The organism is Cytophagales bacterium (assembly GCA_033344775.1).
Classification (GTDB): Bacteria; Bacteroidota; Bacteroidia; order Cytophagales; family Cyclobacteriaceae; genus JAWPMT01.
This window is the reverse complement of sequence record JAWPMT010000004.1, coordinates 1,982,115-1,997,760: the sequence shown is the minus strand read 5'-3', so window position 1 is coordinate 1,997,760 and position 15,646 is coordinate 1,982,115. Positions and strand designations below refer to the sequence as shown.

Genomic DNA, 15,646 nt, shown 5'->3' with positions numbered 1-15,646 from the left:
CTGATATAATCATTTTACTACAATGGACGAGATTACTTCTTGATAAGCAATGATCACCTTTTTTTCATCATAGTTACTTTCCATGTAGATGCGGCTGTTTTTCGCTAACTGTAATTTCTCTTGATTTTCTAAGACCAGGTACTTTCGAATGGCATCAGCTAGTTGCTTGCCGGACTTTACTTCACACAAATATCCATTGAAACCATCTGAAACCACATGCCTGCAACCGGGGACATCTGTTGCAATCAGAGGGCGGCTCATCGCTCCCGCTTCTATTAATGTTCTGGGGGCTCCCTCCCGGTAAGAAGGAAGAACAACCACATCTGCTTCAACGATCATGGTTTTGACATCATCTGTCGTGCCTTTGTAATGAATGAATCCTTTTTCTTGCCAGTGATCAAGGTCTTCCTGTTTTACTGATCGTTTGTCTAGCTGATCCCATTTCCCGAGCATCCAAAACTGAGTAGCTGGAAATTCTTGTTTAATGATTTGAGCCGCTTCTGCGTACTCATAGGCCCCTTTTTCAATTATGAGACGTCCGATCATCAGAAAAACAGGTGCCTTTCCGGGTAGCTTTGGTGCCGCTGAAAAAGATTTAAGATCGATTCCTGAACCATTGAGCAATCCCACATTGTTTTCCGGAACTGGCACTTTGCTCAGAAATAGTTCCATGTCCTCAGGGTTCTGGAAAAACACATGGGACGCTTTTCTTACGGAAACATTGTAGAGGAAGATGGCAATTTTTGAAACCAGATTGTTCCAAACAAAAGTGGTTCCCAACCCACTGATATTGCAAATGACTGGCGTATTGAGTAGACGACCTGCGATAGAACCATATACATTGGGCTTGATGGTGTATGTGAGAAGTACGTCCAATTTTTCATCTTTGATGATCCTTCTGATTCGCCATAGCAGCAGAAGGTCACTAAATGGATTGACGCCACTTCCACTCATGGGTAAATCCCTGAATCTGCAGCCCATAGCTTCAAGTCTTTCAACGTATTCATCCCGTGGGGCAATGGCCACAACATCGTGCCCTTCATTAATGAAATGTCGGATAATGCTACTTCTGAAGTTGTAGATGTTCCAGGCTTTATTGATGATAATGCCGATAGTCATATTGAGAATTGATATTGCGTTTTCAACATCGAGCGCTTAGTGTTATCAAAAAATTGACAGAAACATAGCAGTTTTGCAAACTGGGCTGAAAAACTTGCCGTTTGCCATGGGAAAGATGATTGACACGAAAATAGAGAATGATACTGGTATTTTGGTAACCGTGGCGCCAAAGCAGGAGTCTGACTTGAAAATCAAGGAGTTTCTTGATGAGTTGGAGTTCCTGGCACAAACGCTGAACATCGACACCAAAAAACGTTTTGCTCAAAAACTACAATTCCCGGATACCCGAACTTTTGTAGGCAAGGGCAAATTGCAAGAAATTAAAGAGTACATCACGGTTGAAAAGATCGATGTGATCATTTTTGATGATGACCTGTCTCCTTCACAACTGAGGAACCTTGAAAAAGAACTCAAGGTAAAAATCTATGATCGGAGTTTGTTGATCCTGGATATTTTCCTGAAGCGTGCCAAGACTTCCCAGGCCAAGACGCAAGTAGAGTTGGCCAGATTTCAATATTTGCTTCCAAGGTTGACCCGGATGTGGACCCACCTTGAGCGACAAAGAGGGGGAACGGGTACTCGGGGTGGAGCCGGAGAGAAAGAAATTGAGACGGATAGAAGAATCATTCGGGACCGCATCACTTTGCTCCGTAAGCAGTTGGATAAAGTAGAGAAGCAAGCCGAGACGAGAAGAAAGTCCAGGAGCAATATTGTACGCGTAGCGTTGGTGGGTTACACCAATGCCGGAAAATCTAGTTTAATGCGATCCTTGAGTAAGGAGCAAGTGTATGCCAAAGACGAACTTTTTGCGACGGTAGACTCCACTGTGAGAAAGGTAGTGATCAATCAGGTGCCTTTTTTACTTTCCGATACCGTTGGCTTCATCCGAAAATTGCCTCACAATCTCATTGAGTCATTCAAAAGTACACTAGCGGAAGTGCAGGAAGCGGATCTGCTACTGCATGTAGTGGATGTGAGCAATCCTGCCTACGAAGATCACATTCGGGTTGTCGAAGAGACCCTAAATGAGATTGGCGCTTCAGATATTCGGACCATCAAGGTGTTCAACAAAATAGACATGCTTCCCGATGAGGAGGCCGTAGAAAAAGTTAATGCGCACAGTATTCCTTCCATTTTCACTTCCGTAAAAACTAAATTCAACCTGGAAGAATTACGAAAACTGATCTTCGATGAAGTGGCCAAAGCCCACTTTAAGATCTATCCGAATTATGTGATGCCACAGGAGTACTAAGCACCTTACGAGTGCCTCAAGGTGCTTTTCTATGAAACATTCCAAGAAAAATCCCCGTACCCTGAGGTCCTCGAAGGATGAGGTTCACCCCTGCCTGCCGGCAAGGCAGTGCGTAGCACAATCACAACAACCACGAAACCAGTAAATACACCAGATAAATAACCAACAATGTTTTCCAGATCGTTTGTAGCGAATAATCGCCATTACGATCGAAGATCTTGATGATCAAAAAAGAGATGAACCAGGAAACGGCAAGTACAACGATCGTTCCAATGATTGCTGAGAAGAAGGTAAGCTTCAAAAACTCAATGACGAAAATCGCAATGGCGATGATCAGGATTTGAGTTTCGTGAGACTGTACCCGGAAGATGTTTTTGAGGCGATTCAGCAAGGACATTTGATGTTACGATTTATTCTCCACTTATTGGAGCAAATTAAGCAGAACCCACGACGTTTGACCCAGTGTTGGTAAAGTTAAATCGGCGACCATCACTCTTAATGCCGGCCTTTATCGTGATTAGTTTATCAGGATCAATTTTTTTCATAAACTTTTGGTTTTGACGCCCGATTAATCCAATGAACGAGGAGTGTAAAGCACATTAGAAAATAAGGAGCTTATGTTTCCAATGGTGTTGGAACTTGCTTTCACACAGGACATTTGTTTAGGTGTCAGTTTTTTCATAGCAATTGTTATTTAAGACAATCTAATGAAAAAATAGCTCTTAAGGTTTTTGGGAGAGGGAAAAGTGGCCTCACCAGGACTCGAACCTGGATCTAAAGTTTAGGAAACTTCTATTCTATCCCTTGAACTATGAGGCCAATTGGGGTGGCAAAACTAGAAAAATCGCGCATCTTTTCAACTCATTGAAGTGGTTTCAGTTGCTGTAATTGAGTTTAGGAAGGAAAAAACCAATTGGACAAAGAATATCATACACTTGGCCAAACGCCTTCCGACGCTGTTAATTTAAGGGATATGGATCGTCATTGCGATGGCACCGCAGTGGCGGATCGTCGGCCACCGGTTTACGTGGCAATCTCAATTAAGCTTTCGTAGTACGGATACTGATCAGACTGCCGCGTCGGTCCGATTCATTCTTCGCAGTGACCGGGTCGTAGACGAATCTTAATTTAACATCATCTTGGCGGTCATTAGGTAAGTATAGATCGACATTTCGATCAATTTCTTTGATTATCTAATTTCTAAACTTGATCAAGTCCGAAACAGATCTTTACTCCTCCGACACAGGCATACCGGCCGCTTTCCAGCCGGTAAAACCGACTCCCAGATCATAGATCTTTTTGAACCCCAGTTCACTCAATTTTTTGGCAGCACCTGCACTTCGGCCTCCCGCAGCACAATAAACAACCAGGGGCTTGTCCTTATCCAGCGCCTGCTCCATTTGATACAGGAAATTGTCATCTCGATAATTGATCTTTTTGGCGTTGGGAATGATGCCATCTGACCACTCGCCGGGTGTCCTTACATCGACCAATTGTACCTCGGGATTCTTGAGCAACGCTACCAGTTCATCATTGGTAATGACCTTTGTGACAGAAGGCTGTTGACAAGACAGCATCAGCAGGCCAAGAAGTGGGATCAGAATTTTCATCGACTTAGGGATTGGGTGGAGTGATCATGATATGCGCTCGATGTGTCCCGGGATTCATCAACCAGGGTGCTCCTGCACCAAGTGGCTTTTCTGATAATCCGGTGGTTTCTCCCGTTGCGAACGGAATGTATACCACATATCGTGTGTGAGCATCTCTGATAAAGCCAGTTTCAGGATCTTCATCGCCTGACAGTACCATCAGCGTGCTGTTTTGAGGAAGCGGCAACTTTCCTGATTTCACTTCTTCTTCCCGGGTGTCAAAGATGGTTTTGAAATCCAGACCTTGAGCTTTGAGTTCGCGACCTCTCGCCATGAATGGTTCCAGATCTTTGTGGTAACATGCCACACTGAATTTGGAGGCACTTGGATTGTTGGCCAGGCATACCAGATCTCCACTGCCTTCTCGCAGAAGTACCACTTCTCCATTGACGTTATAACCCAACACAGTGGCATCAGGACGTTGGTCCTGGGGTGCCGCCATGACGGCTTGTGATATCTGTCGGTCTTGATTGGGAATGTCTTGCGCCATCACCAAAAAGGTGCTCAGGCAGCATATCAAAAGGAAAATATTTTTCATGTGATCAGTCTGTACCAGGTTATTCTAAAAGGTTAAAGATAAACAGGACAGATGTTAAAAACGGATCAGCCGTACTTCTTTGTATTGAAATACCGGACTCGATCGCGTTGTGCTTTTGTGATCCCCTGATAAACCAGGACTGGCGTGACCAGCAATGCGGTAAAATTGGCAATGGCCCAGATGTCGGATGTTCTGGTGATGTATTTCCAAACCAAAAGGTACAAGCCGATGGTTCCTCCGATCAAAATGAGCATAGCGATTAGGCCAATGCCTTTACTTTCTTCCGCAAAGATTTCGTTTGGCTCGTAGCTGCTTTTAGTTCCGCAACTTTTGCAGTCCAGGAATAGCTGTTTGCCGTGTTTACGCACAAGCCTGAAGCGATCAGCACTGAAGGACGTGAAGTAGATGTCTTCCTTACATTGTTTACATCGTGCGTACAGTCTCATGTGCCATTTTGATCAAAAACACCAAGATAAATAGATGTGCTCGATTATCCTTCAGGATTTCTTTTTGAAACCATAGGTATTCTGTCCCACAAAACCCTTCGGGAATTCTTCTACTCCCGGAAAGCCCAGTTTGATGTCACGGCCATCGGAAGGAATGTAATTGGTGCCGAATAGGTAGTCCCACAAGCTTAAGGTAATCCCGAAATTCACGCCTGTTCTCCGGTCTTCTGGCAAGTCATACGCATGGTGCCAAATGTGCATTTGGGGATTGTTGAAGATGTATTTTAGAAAACCAATATTCAGCTTGAAATTGGAATGATTCCAATGCCCAACGGCTAATGTGAAAATGTGGATGATGAAGAAGTCACGTAATCCGATCCCGATCAGAGCCAATGGCAAATATTCAAGGGTTCTGTAAACGACATTTTCCATCCAGTGATACCTCAGGTGAGCGGCAAAGCCCATTTGAGCGACAGAGTGATGCACTTTGTGAAACTCCCATAAGAAAGGAACCCGATGTAATAGACGGTGTACCCACCACTGTACAAAGTCACGTACCAGAAAACCAATTAAAAAGTGCGTCCAAACCGGCCAGGACATCACTTCAAATGCTAACAAATTATGGATACCTATTTCTGCCAGACCATCGTTGAAGAAATTGACCACTACATTGGAGGCTGCGTTATAGATCAACAGGGAAAACAGGAAAAAATTGAAGAACATGTAGAAAGTATCCATCCAGAAGTCTTTCCGGAATTTCGGCTGATCTTCTCTCCACGGTCGTGCCCATTCCAGCGCCAGGAAAAACAAAGAAACACCAATAAGCCAGTAGAAATAGTTGTGCCAACTGGGATGCAGGATCTCCTGAAGCAAATAATTAGCATAACCCCGATAGCTATTGACGATGATGTTCCAGTAGTGTTCCATGGGTTATTCCTCTTGCAACTTTATCGAGGCAGAGTTGATGCAATAACGCAACCCACTTGGTTCTGGGCCGTCAGGAAACACATGCCCGAGGTGGCAATCACAGACATTGCACAAGACTTCTACTCGCTGCATGCCATGGCTGAAGTCGGCCTCATAGTTGATCGCATTGTCTGTAACCGGCTCGGTAAAACTTGGCCATCCGGAATGTGATTCGAATTTTAAATTAGAGTCAAAAAGCAATTCGCCGCAGCACCGACAGCCGTATTTTCCTGGTTGGTGCGCTTCACAATATTCCCCGGTAAAAGCCCGTTCTGTTCCTTTTCTACGAGTGATTCGAAATTCTTCTGGCGTAAGAACTTCCGCCCATTCTTCTTCCGTTTTGTTGACCCTGCGAGATGGTGCAGGAACACCATTTTTAATGTAGCTCAATATTTGATTCCAATTCATAGTCACTCACTTTCAAGTAGAATACCTCAAATATGAACGAAAGGTTCAATAACACGAAAAATACGAGCGGGAAGGTAGGGTGTCAGGCAGAAATGCTTGTAGGTAATGTAGTTGACCGGATTTTTTTCAGGGTAACTTGAAAACGGTCGCTGGTGAGGGTGGACTTGTCCAGCATGTCGGTTACATGGCTTTCGAATACTTCCGAAGCAAATTTCTCATTGGCCGAGAGAATGACCAGCATCGGATTGTATGGATACATATTCAGGATTTCCTCAGGAGACATGTCGACAAAAGCAGGGTCGAAAAAAATAATGTCAGGAGAAACTTCGGTAATGTTTTGCACAGATTGCTTGTCATCCACAGTCGAATGAAGTTCAAGGTCAGCACTTCGCATAATCAGTTCTTCCAGAATTTTCTGAAAGAAAAAATTATCGTCTAGGATCATACAAGAGTATTTCTTCATGCCGGTTGTGCAAGGAGTTGAATGCTAAAGTACGGCTGTAGGCCATAATTAGATGTCCTTTTTCGGTGGTTGGGGGCAATACATCGATGATCCGAAAACCAACTTACGATCTGGGTAGATTCCGCGTGATGGAGTTAATGTTTTGTGTATGCGTCCTAGTTTTGCGCAAGCCCCATTAATTTCACGCTGTGATATCAAAGAAAGAACAGATCTTTCTGGCTGCCAGAAAATTATTTCGACATAAAGGTTACGTGGCTAGTTCCATGCAGGACATAGCTGCCGAATTAAACATCAAAGCCGCCAGTCTTTATAACCATATCCAGTCCAAGCATGAAATCCTGCAAAAACTACTTGTGGAAGGAGGGGAATTATTTGCTCGTGGTATGTCCGAAATTAAAGGATCTTCTTTGGCCGCCATGGAAAAGCTGGAACGGTTGATTGCTTTGCATGTAAGAATATCGATAGAACATACAGATCTGATGGCTTTGATGATGGTAGAGTGGCGCCATTTGGAGGAGCCTGCTTTGACACAGTATCGCACGCTGCGCGATGACTATGAAAATGACTTTCGTGAAATTCTGAAGCAAGCCATCGAAGAAGAACAGCTTGAAGGTGTGCATCAGGAGATCGCATTATTTTCCATGCTTACTACCCTTCAGCGATTCTATGCCTGGTATGACAAGCGATCCAATATGAACGCATTGGATCTGGAAAAGCACACCATCAAGTGCCTTCTTGATGGCATAAGAAAGGATTAGAAACGGCAATGTTGAGCCGAACTTCAAGGGTGATCGTTCAAATGGACATGGAGTATTGCGCTTTTAACATATCCTTAGGTCGTTTTTGTGGGTTATACCGCTAAATTCCTTTGCAATCTTAGCTGTACATGCGCACGCTCACTTTTTCCATGCTGTTGACCTTGCTTGCTTTTCATTCGGAAGGGCAATATGCTTTAGCTGGCTTCAGTCTGGAGGACTCTGTCGAGCATTGGTTTGATCAGCAAATTGGGTTGCAGGCACATGAGCTTTTTATTGGTGGTTACGAGTCTCTGGAAGGACGACCGGCGATCGAGGAGGCCACCTGGGGAAACAGCATATGGCTTGTAGGGAATCTATCTTATCGTGGCGCTCAATATCAGGAAGTCTATCTTCTGTATGACCTGGAAAAGGACGCATTGTTGACTAAAAACCACCTGAACAGTGCGATTCTGGATCAGCCCATTCGCCTGAATCAAGAGCAAGTCGATTGGTTTGTCATAGATGGTGAACGTTTTGTTCAGCGAAGTTTTCCTGAGATTAATGCACCTCAGGGATTTTATCATGAACTTCATGCCGTTGGATCATTTGGTTTCTACGCCAAAAGAAAAAAGGTACGAGACCTGGATGTCAATCAAATCAACTTACTATCAGATGATTCCTTTTACCTGTTGGTGAAAGGTAAGACCTATCGTGTAATCAAACCGTCTTCATTTTACCGGCTCTTTCCAACATTGAAAGTGCAATTGAAGCTCGTTTTCAAATCTTTGAGCATTCGGAAGTTTGAGGATGCTTCCATTCGACAACTAAAACAAATGGCCCGTCGTTGTGAGCCAATCCTAAGTCAGCATGAGTAGATACTTTCTATTGATATGGGGTGTGCTGCTCGCAACTCAGATACACGGACAGGAGCTGCCAACTGTGACGATAACGTTTCAGGATACGCCATTAAAGGAAGCGCTCGGCCAATTGGAAAGTCGATCAGGCGTCCGGTTGTTTTGCGAGTTAGGAGAAGTGGATTCATTGACCGTATCTGCCAATTTCAATGAACGTCGTATTGATCAGTTGATAGACGAACTTGTAGTGCCCCTGGGATTTCAGGTGTTAGTTCATGATGATCAGCTTTTCTTGATGCTAGATAACCGGATAATGACGGAATTGCCTTTGGTCAATGCCGCGTTGAATACCGGGAAGTCGACCGAGGCAATTGCGCAAGGTCTCATTTTCTCACAGGATTATGCCGACCAACAGGCCGCCGAGAACCTGGAACAAACGGTCATGGAAATTGGTCAACGCAGCAAGATGGTTTCCGGTGAGCGCTCGACGCTGGTAGGGTATGTCCGCGAAAAAGAAACTGGGGATCCCGTGGCAGACGCGGTGGTTTATGTAGAAAATCCCACCACGGTTGTAAGTACCGATGAAAATGGATTTTACTCCATCAGCTTGCCCAATGGTCGAAATGAACTGAAAATTCAATATGCAGGATTAAAAGTCACTCGACGCAACATTGTCTTGTTTTCAGAGGGTCAACTCAATGTGGACATGCGCGTTGATGTAATCGCTTTGCGTGAGGTGTTGGTAGAATCCGATCGTGATGCCAATTTTAATGCGGTGAAAATGGGCGTCACCAAGATCGATGTGAAAGGCAGTAAAAATGTTCCAATCGTTTTAGGAGAAAGAGATGTGATTAAAGTGGCCACTACCTATGCCGGAGTGCAGACCTTAGGTGAAGGTGCAGCGGGATTTAATGTGCGTGGGGGTAAGTCAGATCAAAACCTGATCCAATTCAATGGCGCCCCGATTTACAATGCCAATCATTTTCTCGGATTCTTTTCCGTCTTCAATTCGGATGTCATCGATCGGTTGGACATTTACAAAGCAAGTGTACCTGCCAAATATGGGGGGCGTTTATCATCTGTATTTGATATTCATGGTAAGCCGGCGCAAAATGAAAAAATCACGGGTCGGGGTGGTGTTTCACCGGTTACTTCCAAGCTGGCGTTAGAAATTCCTGTTATTAAAGGTAAATCTGGCCTGGTTTTAGGTGGTCGCTCTACCTATTCTAATTGGATACTTCGCCAGTCCAGCAATGCCAACTTCAACGAAAATCGCATTTCTTTCCGGGACCTGGTTTTGCAGTACGATCATAAAATTGCTGAAGGTAATGAGTTGAAGATTTCGGCCTACAGCAGTGATGATGAGTTTAGGTTGAATTCGGACACCCTATTTTCTTTTTCCAACCTGGAATATCGCAATCGCTTGGGGAGCATCGCATGGAAGCGAGTAGTAAACGAAAAGTTTGATCTGGACCTGAAGGCTTATGGCTCCTATTATCAATATCAATTGACTTTTGATCAGTCTTTGGAGAATGCATTTATACAAGATTTTGACATTCGTGATCTGGGACTCACTGCGGACGGGACATATTATTGGGATGATCGACATACGATTGTGTTTGGGACTTCTTTCAAGCATTATCAGATCAATCCGGGAAGCCGGGTTCCATTGAATGACGATTCTGAGGTTGCGGAGTTATTTCTGCAACCAACACAAGGTCGGGAGTTTGTCTTACATGCAGAGGATCAGGTAGAGTGGAATGAAAAAATGGCTTTCTCGGTAGGACTGAGGTATACTTTATTCCAGGCCCTGGGCGCCGGGACGGTGAACCAGTACGCAGAGAATGGCCCTAAAAACCGGGTAACAAGACAGGATTCTGTTTCCTTTGGTGAAGGTGAAGTGATCAAAACGAATGGAGGTCTAGAATACCGATTATCTGCACGCTATACACTGTCAGAATCCTCATCACTTAAATTCGGACTCAATCGTTCTCGACAATACATCCATACCCTGACCAATAGTGCCACGTTATCGCCAACGGATACCTGGGCATTGACCGGATTCCACCTCAAACCCCAAATTGCTGATCAGATTTCGTTGGGCTATTTTAGAAATTTTACGGAGCAACGAGTTGAGGCAAGTATTGAAGGATATTACAAGCGACTTCAAAATCTGGTGGACTTCAAAGTAGGTGCGGATTTCTTACTGAATCCTACAATCGAAACAGCAATCCTCCAGGGGCCAGGGAGGTCTTATGGTGTAGAGTTTTCATTGAAGAAGAAAGGGAAACTCAATGGCTGGTTCAATTATACCTTTTCCCGAACACTGTTGCAGCTGAGTAGTGACTTTGCGGAGGAAATCATCAACGAGGGGGAGTATTTTCCTGCAAGCTATGATAAGCCGCATTCCATCAATCTTGTTGCGAATTATAAGGCTACTCGTAGATGGAGTTTCTCTTATAACCTCAATTATTCTACTGGCCGACCAGTCACTGCACCGGTGGGATCTTACGATTTTAAAGGGCAATCCGTCGTGCACTTCAGTGACCGCAATACGTTTAGAATTCCGGACTATCTGCGGATGGATATCGGGATCAATTTGGAAGAGGGCCATTTGCTTAATAGGTTCAGTCATGCCTATTGGTCTTTTTCAATCTACAATGTGTTGGGCCGAGACAATCCCTATTCGGTCTTCTTCGATTCTCGAGAAGGAGAGGTGGAAGCCTTCAAATTGGTGGTTTTTGGAGATCCTATTCCTACTTTATCATTCAACTTCAGGTTCTGATGCGCAAATTCTGGCAACATATCGCCCTCGTTTTTCTACTAGCCTGTGTACAGCCGTTTGAATTCAAATCACAAGAATATGAGCGATTGCTAGTGGTCGATGGCCTGCTTACCAATGAATTGATGCAGCATGAAATCACGCTTGCTTACACAAGGCCTGTCGATCAAAATGTCTTAATTCCCGCTACGGAAGCACGTATTTTGGTTGAAAATGATCGTGGAGAGCAGTTCACTTTTAGTGAAGTCGAATTTGGTCTTTATCGATCCGTAGTGGCTTTTGCCGGAGAAGCTGGCGTGACCTACACCCTACGGATCACTACATCGGAAAATGATGAGTACATTTCGCGTCCTTCGACTTTACTAGAGGCGCCGCCTGTCGATGCTATCACTGCGCGCTATGCAGAATTGCCTTCGGAAGTATTAGAGAGGAACGAGCCGGGCATTCAATTTTTTATGGATGCTGATCCAGGTGCAGATGGTAGTGCCTTTTTTCGGTTTGACTGGAGTGAAACAGCTCAAATTCGAGTGCCTTATCCTTCTAATTGGGAAGTCTTTGGTTCTTGTCCGGATGATTGTAGTTGGCAACTGCGCACTGAACGCGTCAGTATTTGTTACGAAACCAATGAATCAGCGGGGCTCACACTTGGTACCACGGCATTCAATGCCGATGGAAAACTTTCTGAAATACCGCTACGCTTTGTAAGTCTGGAGACCGATCTGTTGCGAAACAAGTATTCCCTGGAGGCAAGCGTTCATGCCATAGATGCTGAAGCATTTGAGTACTATAGTCAACTCAAAGAAGTCAATGAATCAGGAGGTTCTTTGTTCGATAACCAGCAAGGAGCTGTGATTGGGAACATGGTTTCAGTCTCAGATCCGGATGAGCCCGTCCTGGGGTATTTTGAGGTGTCTGGTGTAAGTCGGCGCAGGGAGTTTTTTACCTCTGAAGATTATGGAGAAGAATTCTCGGTTCCACCGTTCCGCTTTGCTTGTCGGGGCGGAGATGTCATCATCGAAACCACGCCGGATAGCATTCGATATTATCTTGGCCTCTTTCCAAGTTATCAGATTGCAAATGTGTCTAATATCCCACCAGAGGCAACGCTCGGTCCCAGATCATGCACCGACTGCTCGTGGTATGCGCCAACCAAAAAACCAGACTTTTGGGAAGATTGAGAACCAAAGTTTACATATTGATCGTGTGCAGCCTTTTGGTTGGTCACTTTGGCGGATTGGCACAAAACATCCAGGAAAGGGTTTACCTACATCCTAATGCACAAGTTTTTGTTGCCGGAGAAACATTACGTTTTTCGGCGTTCACATTGAGCCATCAAACAGGAGAAGTAAGTGCGCTAAGTAAAATTTTATATGTTCAGTTAGTTGGTGAGGAAGGCCCCGTATTTGAACAGAAGCTGCAATTGGAAAAGGGAAGAGGAAGCGGTGAATTTTTTGTGAATTCCTTAATTCCGACAGGAAGATATCAGCTGCTGGCTTATACGCAATGGATGCGAAATTTCAATGATTACTTTCAGTTACCAGTCACCATCATCAATCCTTTTGAAACGGAACTTCCTGAAGTTAGAAAAGACAGTCTTGTCCAAATATCATTTCATCACCCGAACAACTACCTCATCACCGGAATTGAGACACAAGTAGGCTTTCGCATTTTTGCGCCCGCTGGCACTGCCGAGATTCAAAATGGAAAAGTCATTGATTCAGAAGGAACCATCATTCAGAAATTCGAGCCAGATCAGCAGAGTACAGGATATTTCAATTTTGAACCGAAGGCACGGGAGCTTTATCGGGTTTTGCTTGAAGACGAATCTGGTAAGATCAGCTTTCATGAATTCATGCCGGTGGAGGAAGGTGGTTATGATATTCAGGTTGAAAGACAGACTAACGGGTTCGCCTTTATTCCACAAGCAGTCAATCGCCCTGATGAGCAGCTGACCCTCGAAGTTTACTATGCCAATACCTTATGGACTTCACAACAGGTTTTTTTGGATGAGGTGCAGGCATTAAGGAATGATTTGCTTCCTCCTGGCTTGTGTCATTGGGTACTTACCGCATTAGGTAAACCAGTACATATTCGAACGATTATCCCCTCCGTAGAGGCGAACAATAAAAGGAATTACCAGGGCCTCAATCCGATTTATGGCGTACGGGATAGCCTGAACCTTGCGATCGATCTCCCTGCTGGGCAATATAGCCTTTCCATTCATCAACAAATGCCTGAGATTGATGAGGTAACGCTATCTGCTGAACAGAGCAGGTTATACTCCGAATTATCTGATCCTTTAACGAAAAGATTAGCTACTCCTCAGCTATCAGGACCTTCGGAATTGATCACGGCTCTTCAAAATTTCAAATCGCCAAAAGCAATTCCAGATTCGGTCACTAGGCTGCCTGAAGTTCGAGATGAGCTGCTGGCAGCAACCTTGCAAAGTACGAATGGAAGTGCTGTGAATAATGTGTCTGTGAGCTTGTCTTTTCCGGGTGAAGAGCCACAATTCAAGACCGGATTCACAAACGCGGAAGGAAAAGTGCTTTTTCATCACCTTTCCCTGCATCAGAATCAGGTGGCTTATTTGTCCGTGCTGGATCATGCGTCAGGTTGGCAATTTGTTGTTGAAGATAAATTCATGACGGAGTTCCCTTCCTTTGATTATTCATTAAATGGGTTGGACTCATTGGCTGCCATCGAAATTCAGCAACGGAGCATCGATAATCAACTCTTGAACGCCTTTCAGGAGAAGAACGTCTTACATGCTAAATATTCGACCAACTTGTGGCCCCAATACACGCAATGGGATTTTGAGTATGCATTTGATGATTATCAGCGTTTCCCTGATTTTAAAGAATATTTTGTAGAGTACATCATCGGTGCTGGCATTAAAAATGGAGGTATTCAAATCAGAAAAGAACATTTTGGGTCAGGGTTTAACGAGCAACAATTGGTCTTGTTGGATGGTGTGCCCGTGTCTCCAGGCCGGATTTTGGAATTAGATCCATATCTTGTTGAAAGTGTGCGATTGACCATGAATAGGGTGTATTTAGGCCCTTCAGTTTTTGATGGGGTCGTACTGATTGAGACGTATGAAAATGACCTGGCAGGGTATGATCCAATTGCAGCTACAGAACTAAATTATCAAGGTATAGCACAGGGTTCGTCTCCTTTTGATGGTCCGACACTAAGGGCGAAACAACCTGATAGACGCATACATCTCTATTGGGATCCCTTAGTTGATTGGAGTGGCGGTATGTATCCATTACAAAGCATCACATCGGATGTCTCCGGCGTTTTTGAGGTACAAGTAGAGGGCTTTACTACAGCAGGTGAACCAATCTCGATTCGTGAAACTTTTCAGGTAAATCATTAACCTAAAAGTATCGCAAGTAAGACAGGCATGGTGACAAACGCTACGAGCGTTTCGATCGTAATAATGGAGGCCATCAGTGGTTGATCACCGTTCAGATGCCCTGCAAGGATATAGGAGGATATGGCACAAGGGACCGTACAAAATAACGTTCCTACGGCCAGAGAGAGACCATCTAATCCCATGTATTGCAAAAGCAAAAAAGCACAGATGGGCATCAAAACCAATTTGCAAATATTAGCAATGATGATTGGGATCAATGTTTGTCGTTGTTCCAGCGCACGCAATCCTGTCCCGACAGAGATCAATCCAAGCGGAAGTGCGGCGCTGGCAAGTATATCGAATAAGTCGTAAGTGAAAAATGGTAATCCAATGCCTGTCAGGTTCAGGCAGATCCCTATGATGCAAGCTATGACCAAAGGGTTTTGAAAAATACTTTTCAGCACACCTCCGAGAGTCCTTTTGCCATTGGGAACATAATAGGCGAAAGATAAAATGCAGAGGATATTGACCAGAGGTATTACACCTGCTAGCGGGATTACAGCCAGTGCCAGTCCTTCAGAGCCATATAGTGCCGTCGCTGAAGCGAGAACGACATAGGTGTTGGGGCGAATACTACCTTGAAATACTGAGGTAAGGGAGCTGGCCCGGATACGGAAAATGGATCCCAGAGCCAGAGCAAGCATTCCCATGACCACTACACTGCCGCATAAAACCAGATAGAGCTGACTAACAGATGAGGAGGAGAAATCGGCTACAGCTAGTTTTTGGATGATCAGTGCGGGCAATAGTACAAAATAAGTAAGGCGGTCTGCTGATACCCAGAAGTTATCTGATGGAAATTTCCACTTTCGAAAAACAAAACCCATCATGATCAAAGAGAAGATGGGTAATAGCGAATAAATAATGGCAAGCATGGGCAATTTACAGGGCGGTCAAGTTAATCATTCCCCGGATTATCCGGGTTTCTTCCATGCCCATTTGTAAGGGTGTTGTCCAATTGGCGAAATATCCATAATTTGCTGTTTCCAGCTGCAGATAATCAATCCGGAA

The 15,646-nt window shown here is 44.4% G+C and carries 15 protein-coding genes and 1 tRNA gene; 6 read left to right on the top strand and 10 right to left on the bottom strand.

The features are described 5' to 3' along the window. Window positions 1-9: 9 nt before the first annotated feature. A complete protein-coding gene (locus R8G66_17310) occupies window positions 10-1,119 on the bottom strand; it encodes a glycosyltransferase family 4 protein (protein ID MDW3194136.1) in 1,110 nt (369 codons plus the stop codon). Between the two features lie 106 nt (window positions 1,120-1,225). Between R8G66_17310 and hflX the strand changes: the two genes are divergently transcribed. Next, window positions 1,226-2,371, top strand: a complete 1,146-nt coding sequence (gene hflX, locus R8G66_17305; protein ID MDW3194135.1) for a GTPase HflX — start codon at window positions 1,226-1,228, stop codon at window positions 2,369-2,371. A gap of 121 nt (window positions 2,372-2,492) precedes the next feature. Here hflX and R8G66_17300 read toward each other — a convergent pair whose 3' ends face one another. The 8 genes from R8G66_17300 to R8G66_17265 form a co-directional block, all read right to left on the bottom strand. Next, the gene (locus R8G66_17300; GenBank protein ID MDW3194134.1) at window positions 2,493-2,768 is read right to left on the bottom strand and encodes a hypothetical protein; all 276 of its coding nucleotides are present in this window, start codon (window positions 2,766-2,768) and stop codon (window positions 2,493-2,495) included. A 350-nt stretch (window positions 2,769-3,118) separates the two neighbouring features. After that, a tRNA-Arg gene (locus R8G66_17295) sits at window positions 3,119-3,190 on the bottom strand. A gap of 410 nt (window positions 3,191-3,600) precedes the next feature. Continuing rightward, the gene (locus tag R8G66_17290) at window positions 3,601-3,981 is read right to left on the bottom strand and encodes a rhodanese-like domain-containing protein (protein ID MDW3194133.1); all 381 of its coding nucleotides are present in this window, start codon (window positions 3,979-3,981) and stop codon (window positions 3,601-3,603) included. A 4-nt stretch (window positions 3,982-3,985) separates the two neighbouring features. Continuing rightward, window positions 3,986-4,558, bottom strand: coding sequence for a hypothetical protein (locus R8G66_17285; GenBank protein MDW3194132.1), 573 nt, complete (start codon window positions 4,556-4,558; stop codon window positions 3,986-3,988). Between the two features lie 65 nt (window positions 4,559-4,623). Next, window positions 4,624-5,004 (bottom strand): hypothetical protein, encoded by a 381-nt coding sequence (locus R8G66_17280; GenBank protein MDW3194131.1) that lies wholly within the window; start codon window positions 5,002-5,004, stop codon window positions 4,624-4,626. Between the two features lie 51 nt (window positions 5,005-5,055). Further along, window positions 5,056-5,931 (bottom strand): sterol desaturase family protein, encoded by an 876-nt coding sequence (locus R8G66_17275; GenBank protein ID MDW3194130.1) that lies wholly within the window; start codon window positions 5,929-5,931, stop codon window positions 5,056-5,058. Between the two features lie 3 nt (window positions 5,932-5,934). After that, on the bottom strand, window positions 5,935-6,378 hold the full coding sequence (gene msrB / locus R8G66_17270) for a peptide-methionine (R)-S-oxide reductase MsrB (GenBank protein MDW3194129.1): 444 nt from the start codon (window positions 6,376-6,378) through the stop codon (window positions 5,935-5,937). 82 nt (window positions 6,379-6,460) lie between these two features. Beyond that, entirely contained in the window at window positions 6,461-6,823 is a 363-nt protein-coding gene (locus tag R8G66_17265) for a hypothetical protein (GenBank protein MDW3194128.1), read from the bottom strand. A gap of 206 nt (window positions 6,824-7,029) precedes the next feature. On the opposite strand from R8G66_17265, the gene R8G66_17260 reads away from it, so the two are divergent. The 5 genes from R8G66_17260 (at window position 7,030) to R8G66_17240 (ending at window position 14,596) form a co-directional block, all read left to right on the top strand. Further along, window positions 7,030-7,599 carry a TetR/AcrR family transcriptional regulator gene (locus R8G66_17260; GenBank protein ID MDW3194127.1) on the top strand — a complete coding sequence of 190 codons (570 nt, stop codon included), beginning with the start codon at window positions 7,030-7,032 and terminating at the stop codon, window positions 7,597-7,599. 128 nt (window positions 7,600-7,727) lie between these two features. Further along, complete coding sequence (locus R8G66_17255) at window positions 7,728-8,453, top strand: hypothetical protein (GenBank protein MDW3194126.1); 726 nt, start codon at window positions 7,728-7,730, stop codon at window positions 8,451-8,453. Further along, window positions 8,446-11,217 (top strand): carboxypeptidase-like regulatory domain-containing protein, encoded by a 2,772-nt coding sequence (locus tag R8G66_17250; GenBank protein ID MDW3194125.1) that lies wholly within the window; start codon window positions 8,446-8,448, stop codon window positions 11,215-11,217. Before R8G66_17255 ends, R8G66_17250 begins: the two co-directional genes overlap by 8 nt. Continuing rightward, window positions 11,217-12,392 (top strand): DUF4249 domain-containing protein, encoded by a 1,176-nt coding sequence (locus R8G66_17245; protein MDW3194124.1) that lies wholly within the window; start codon window positions 11,217-11,219, stop codon window positions 12,390-12,392. Before R8G66_17250 ends, R8G66_17245 begins: the two co-directional genes overlap by 1 nt. Then, a complete protein-coding gene (locus R8G66_17240) occupies window positions 12,380-14,596 on the top strand; it encodes a hypothetical protein (GenBank protein ID MDW3194123.1) in 2,217 nt (738 codons plus the stop codon). Before R8G66_17245 ends, R8G66_17240 begins: the two co-directional genes overlap by 13 nt. Here R8G66_17240 and R8G66_17235 read toward each other — a convergent pair. Next, window positions 14,593-15,510, bottom strand: a complete 918-nt coding sequence (locus R8G66_17235) for an AEC family transporter (protein ID MDW3194122.1) — start codon at window positions 15,508-15,510, stop codon at window positions 14,593-14,595. The genes R8G66_17240 and R8G66_17235 overlap by 4 nt on opposite strands. Window positions 15,511-15,646 lie beyond the last annotated feature (136 nt).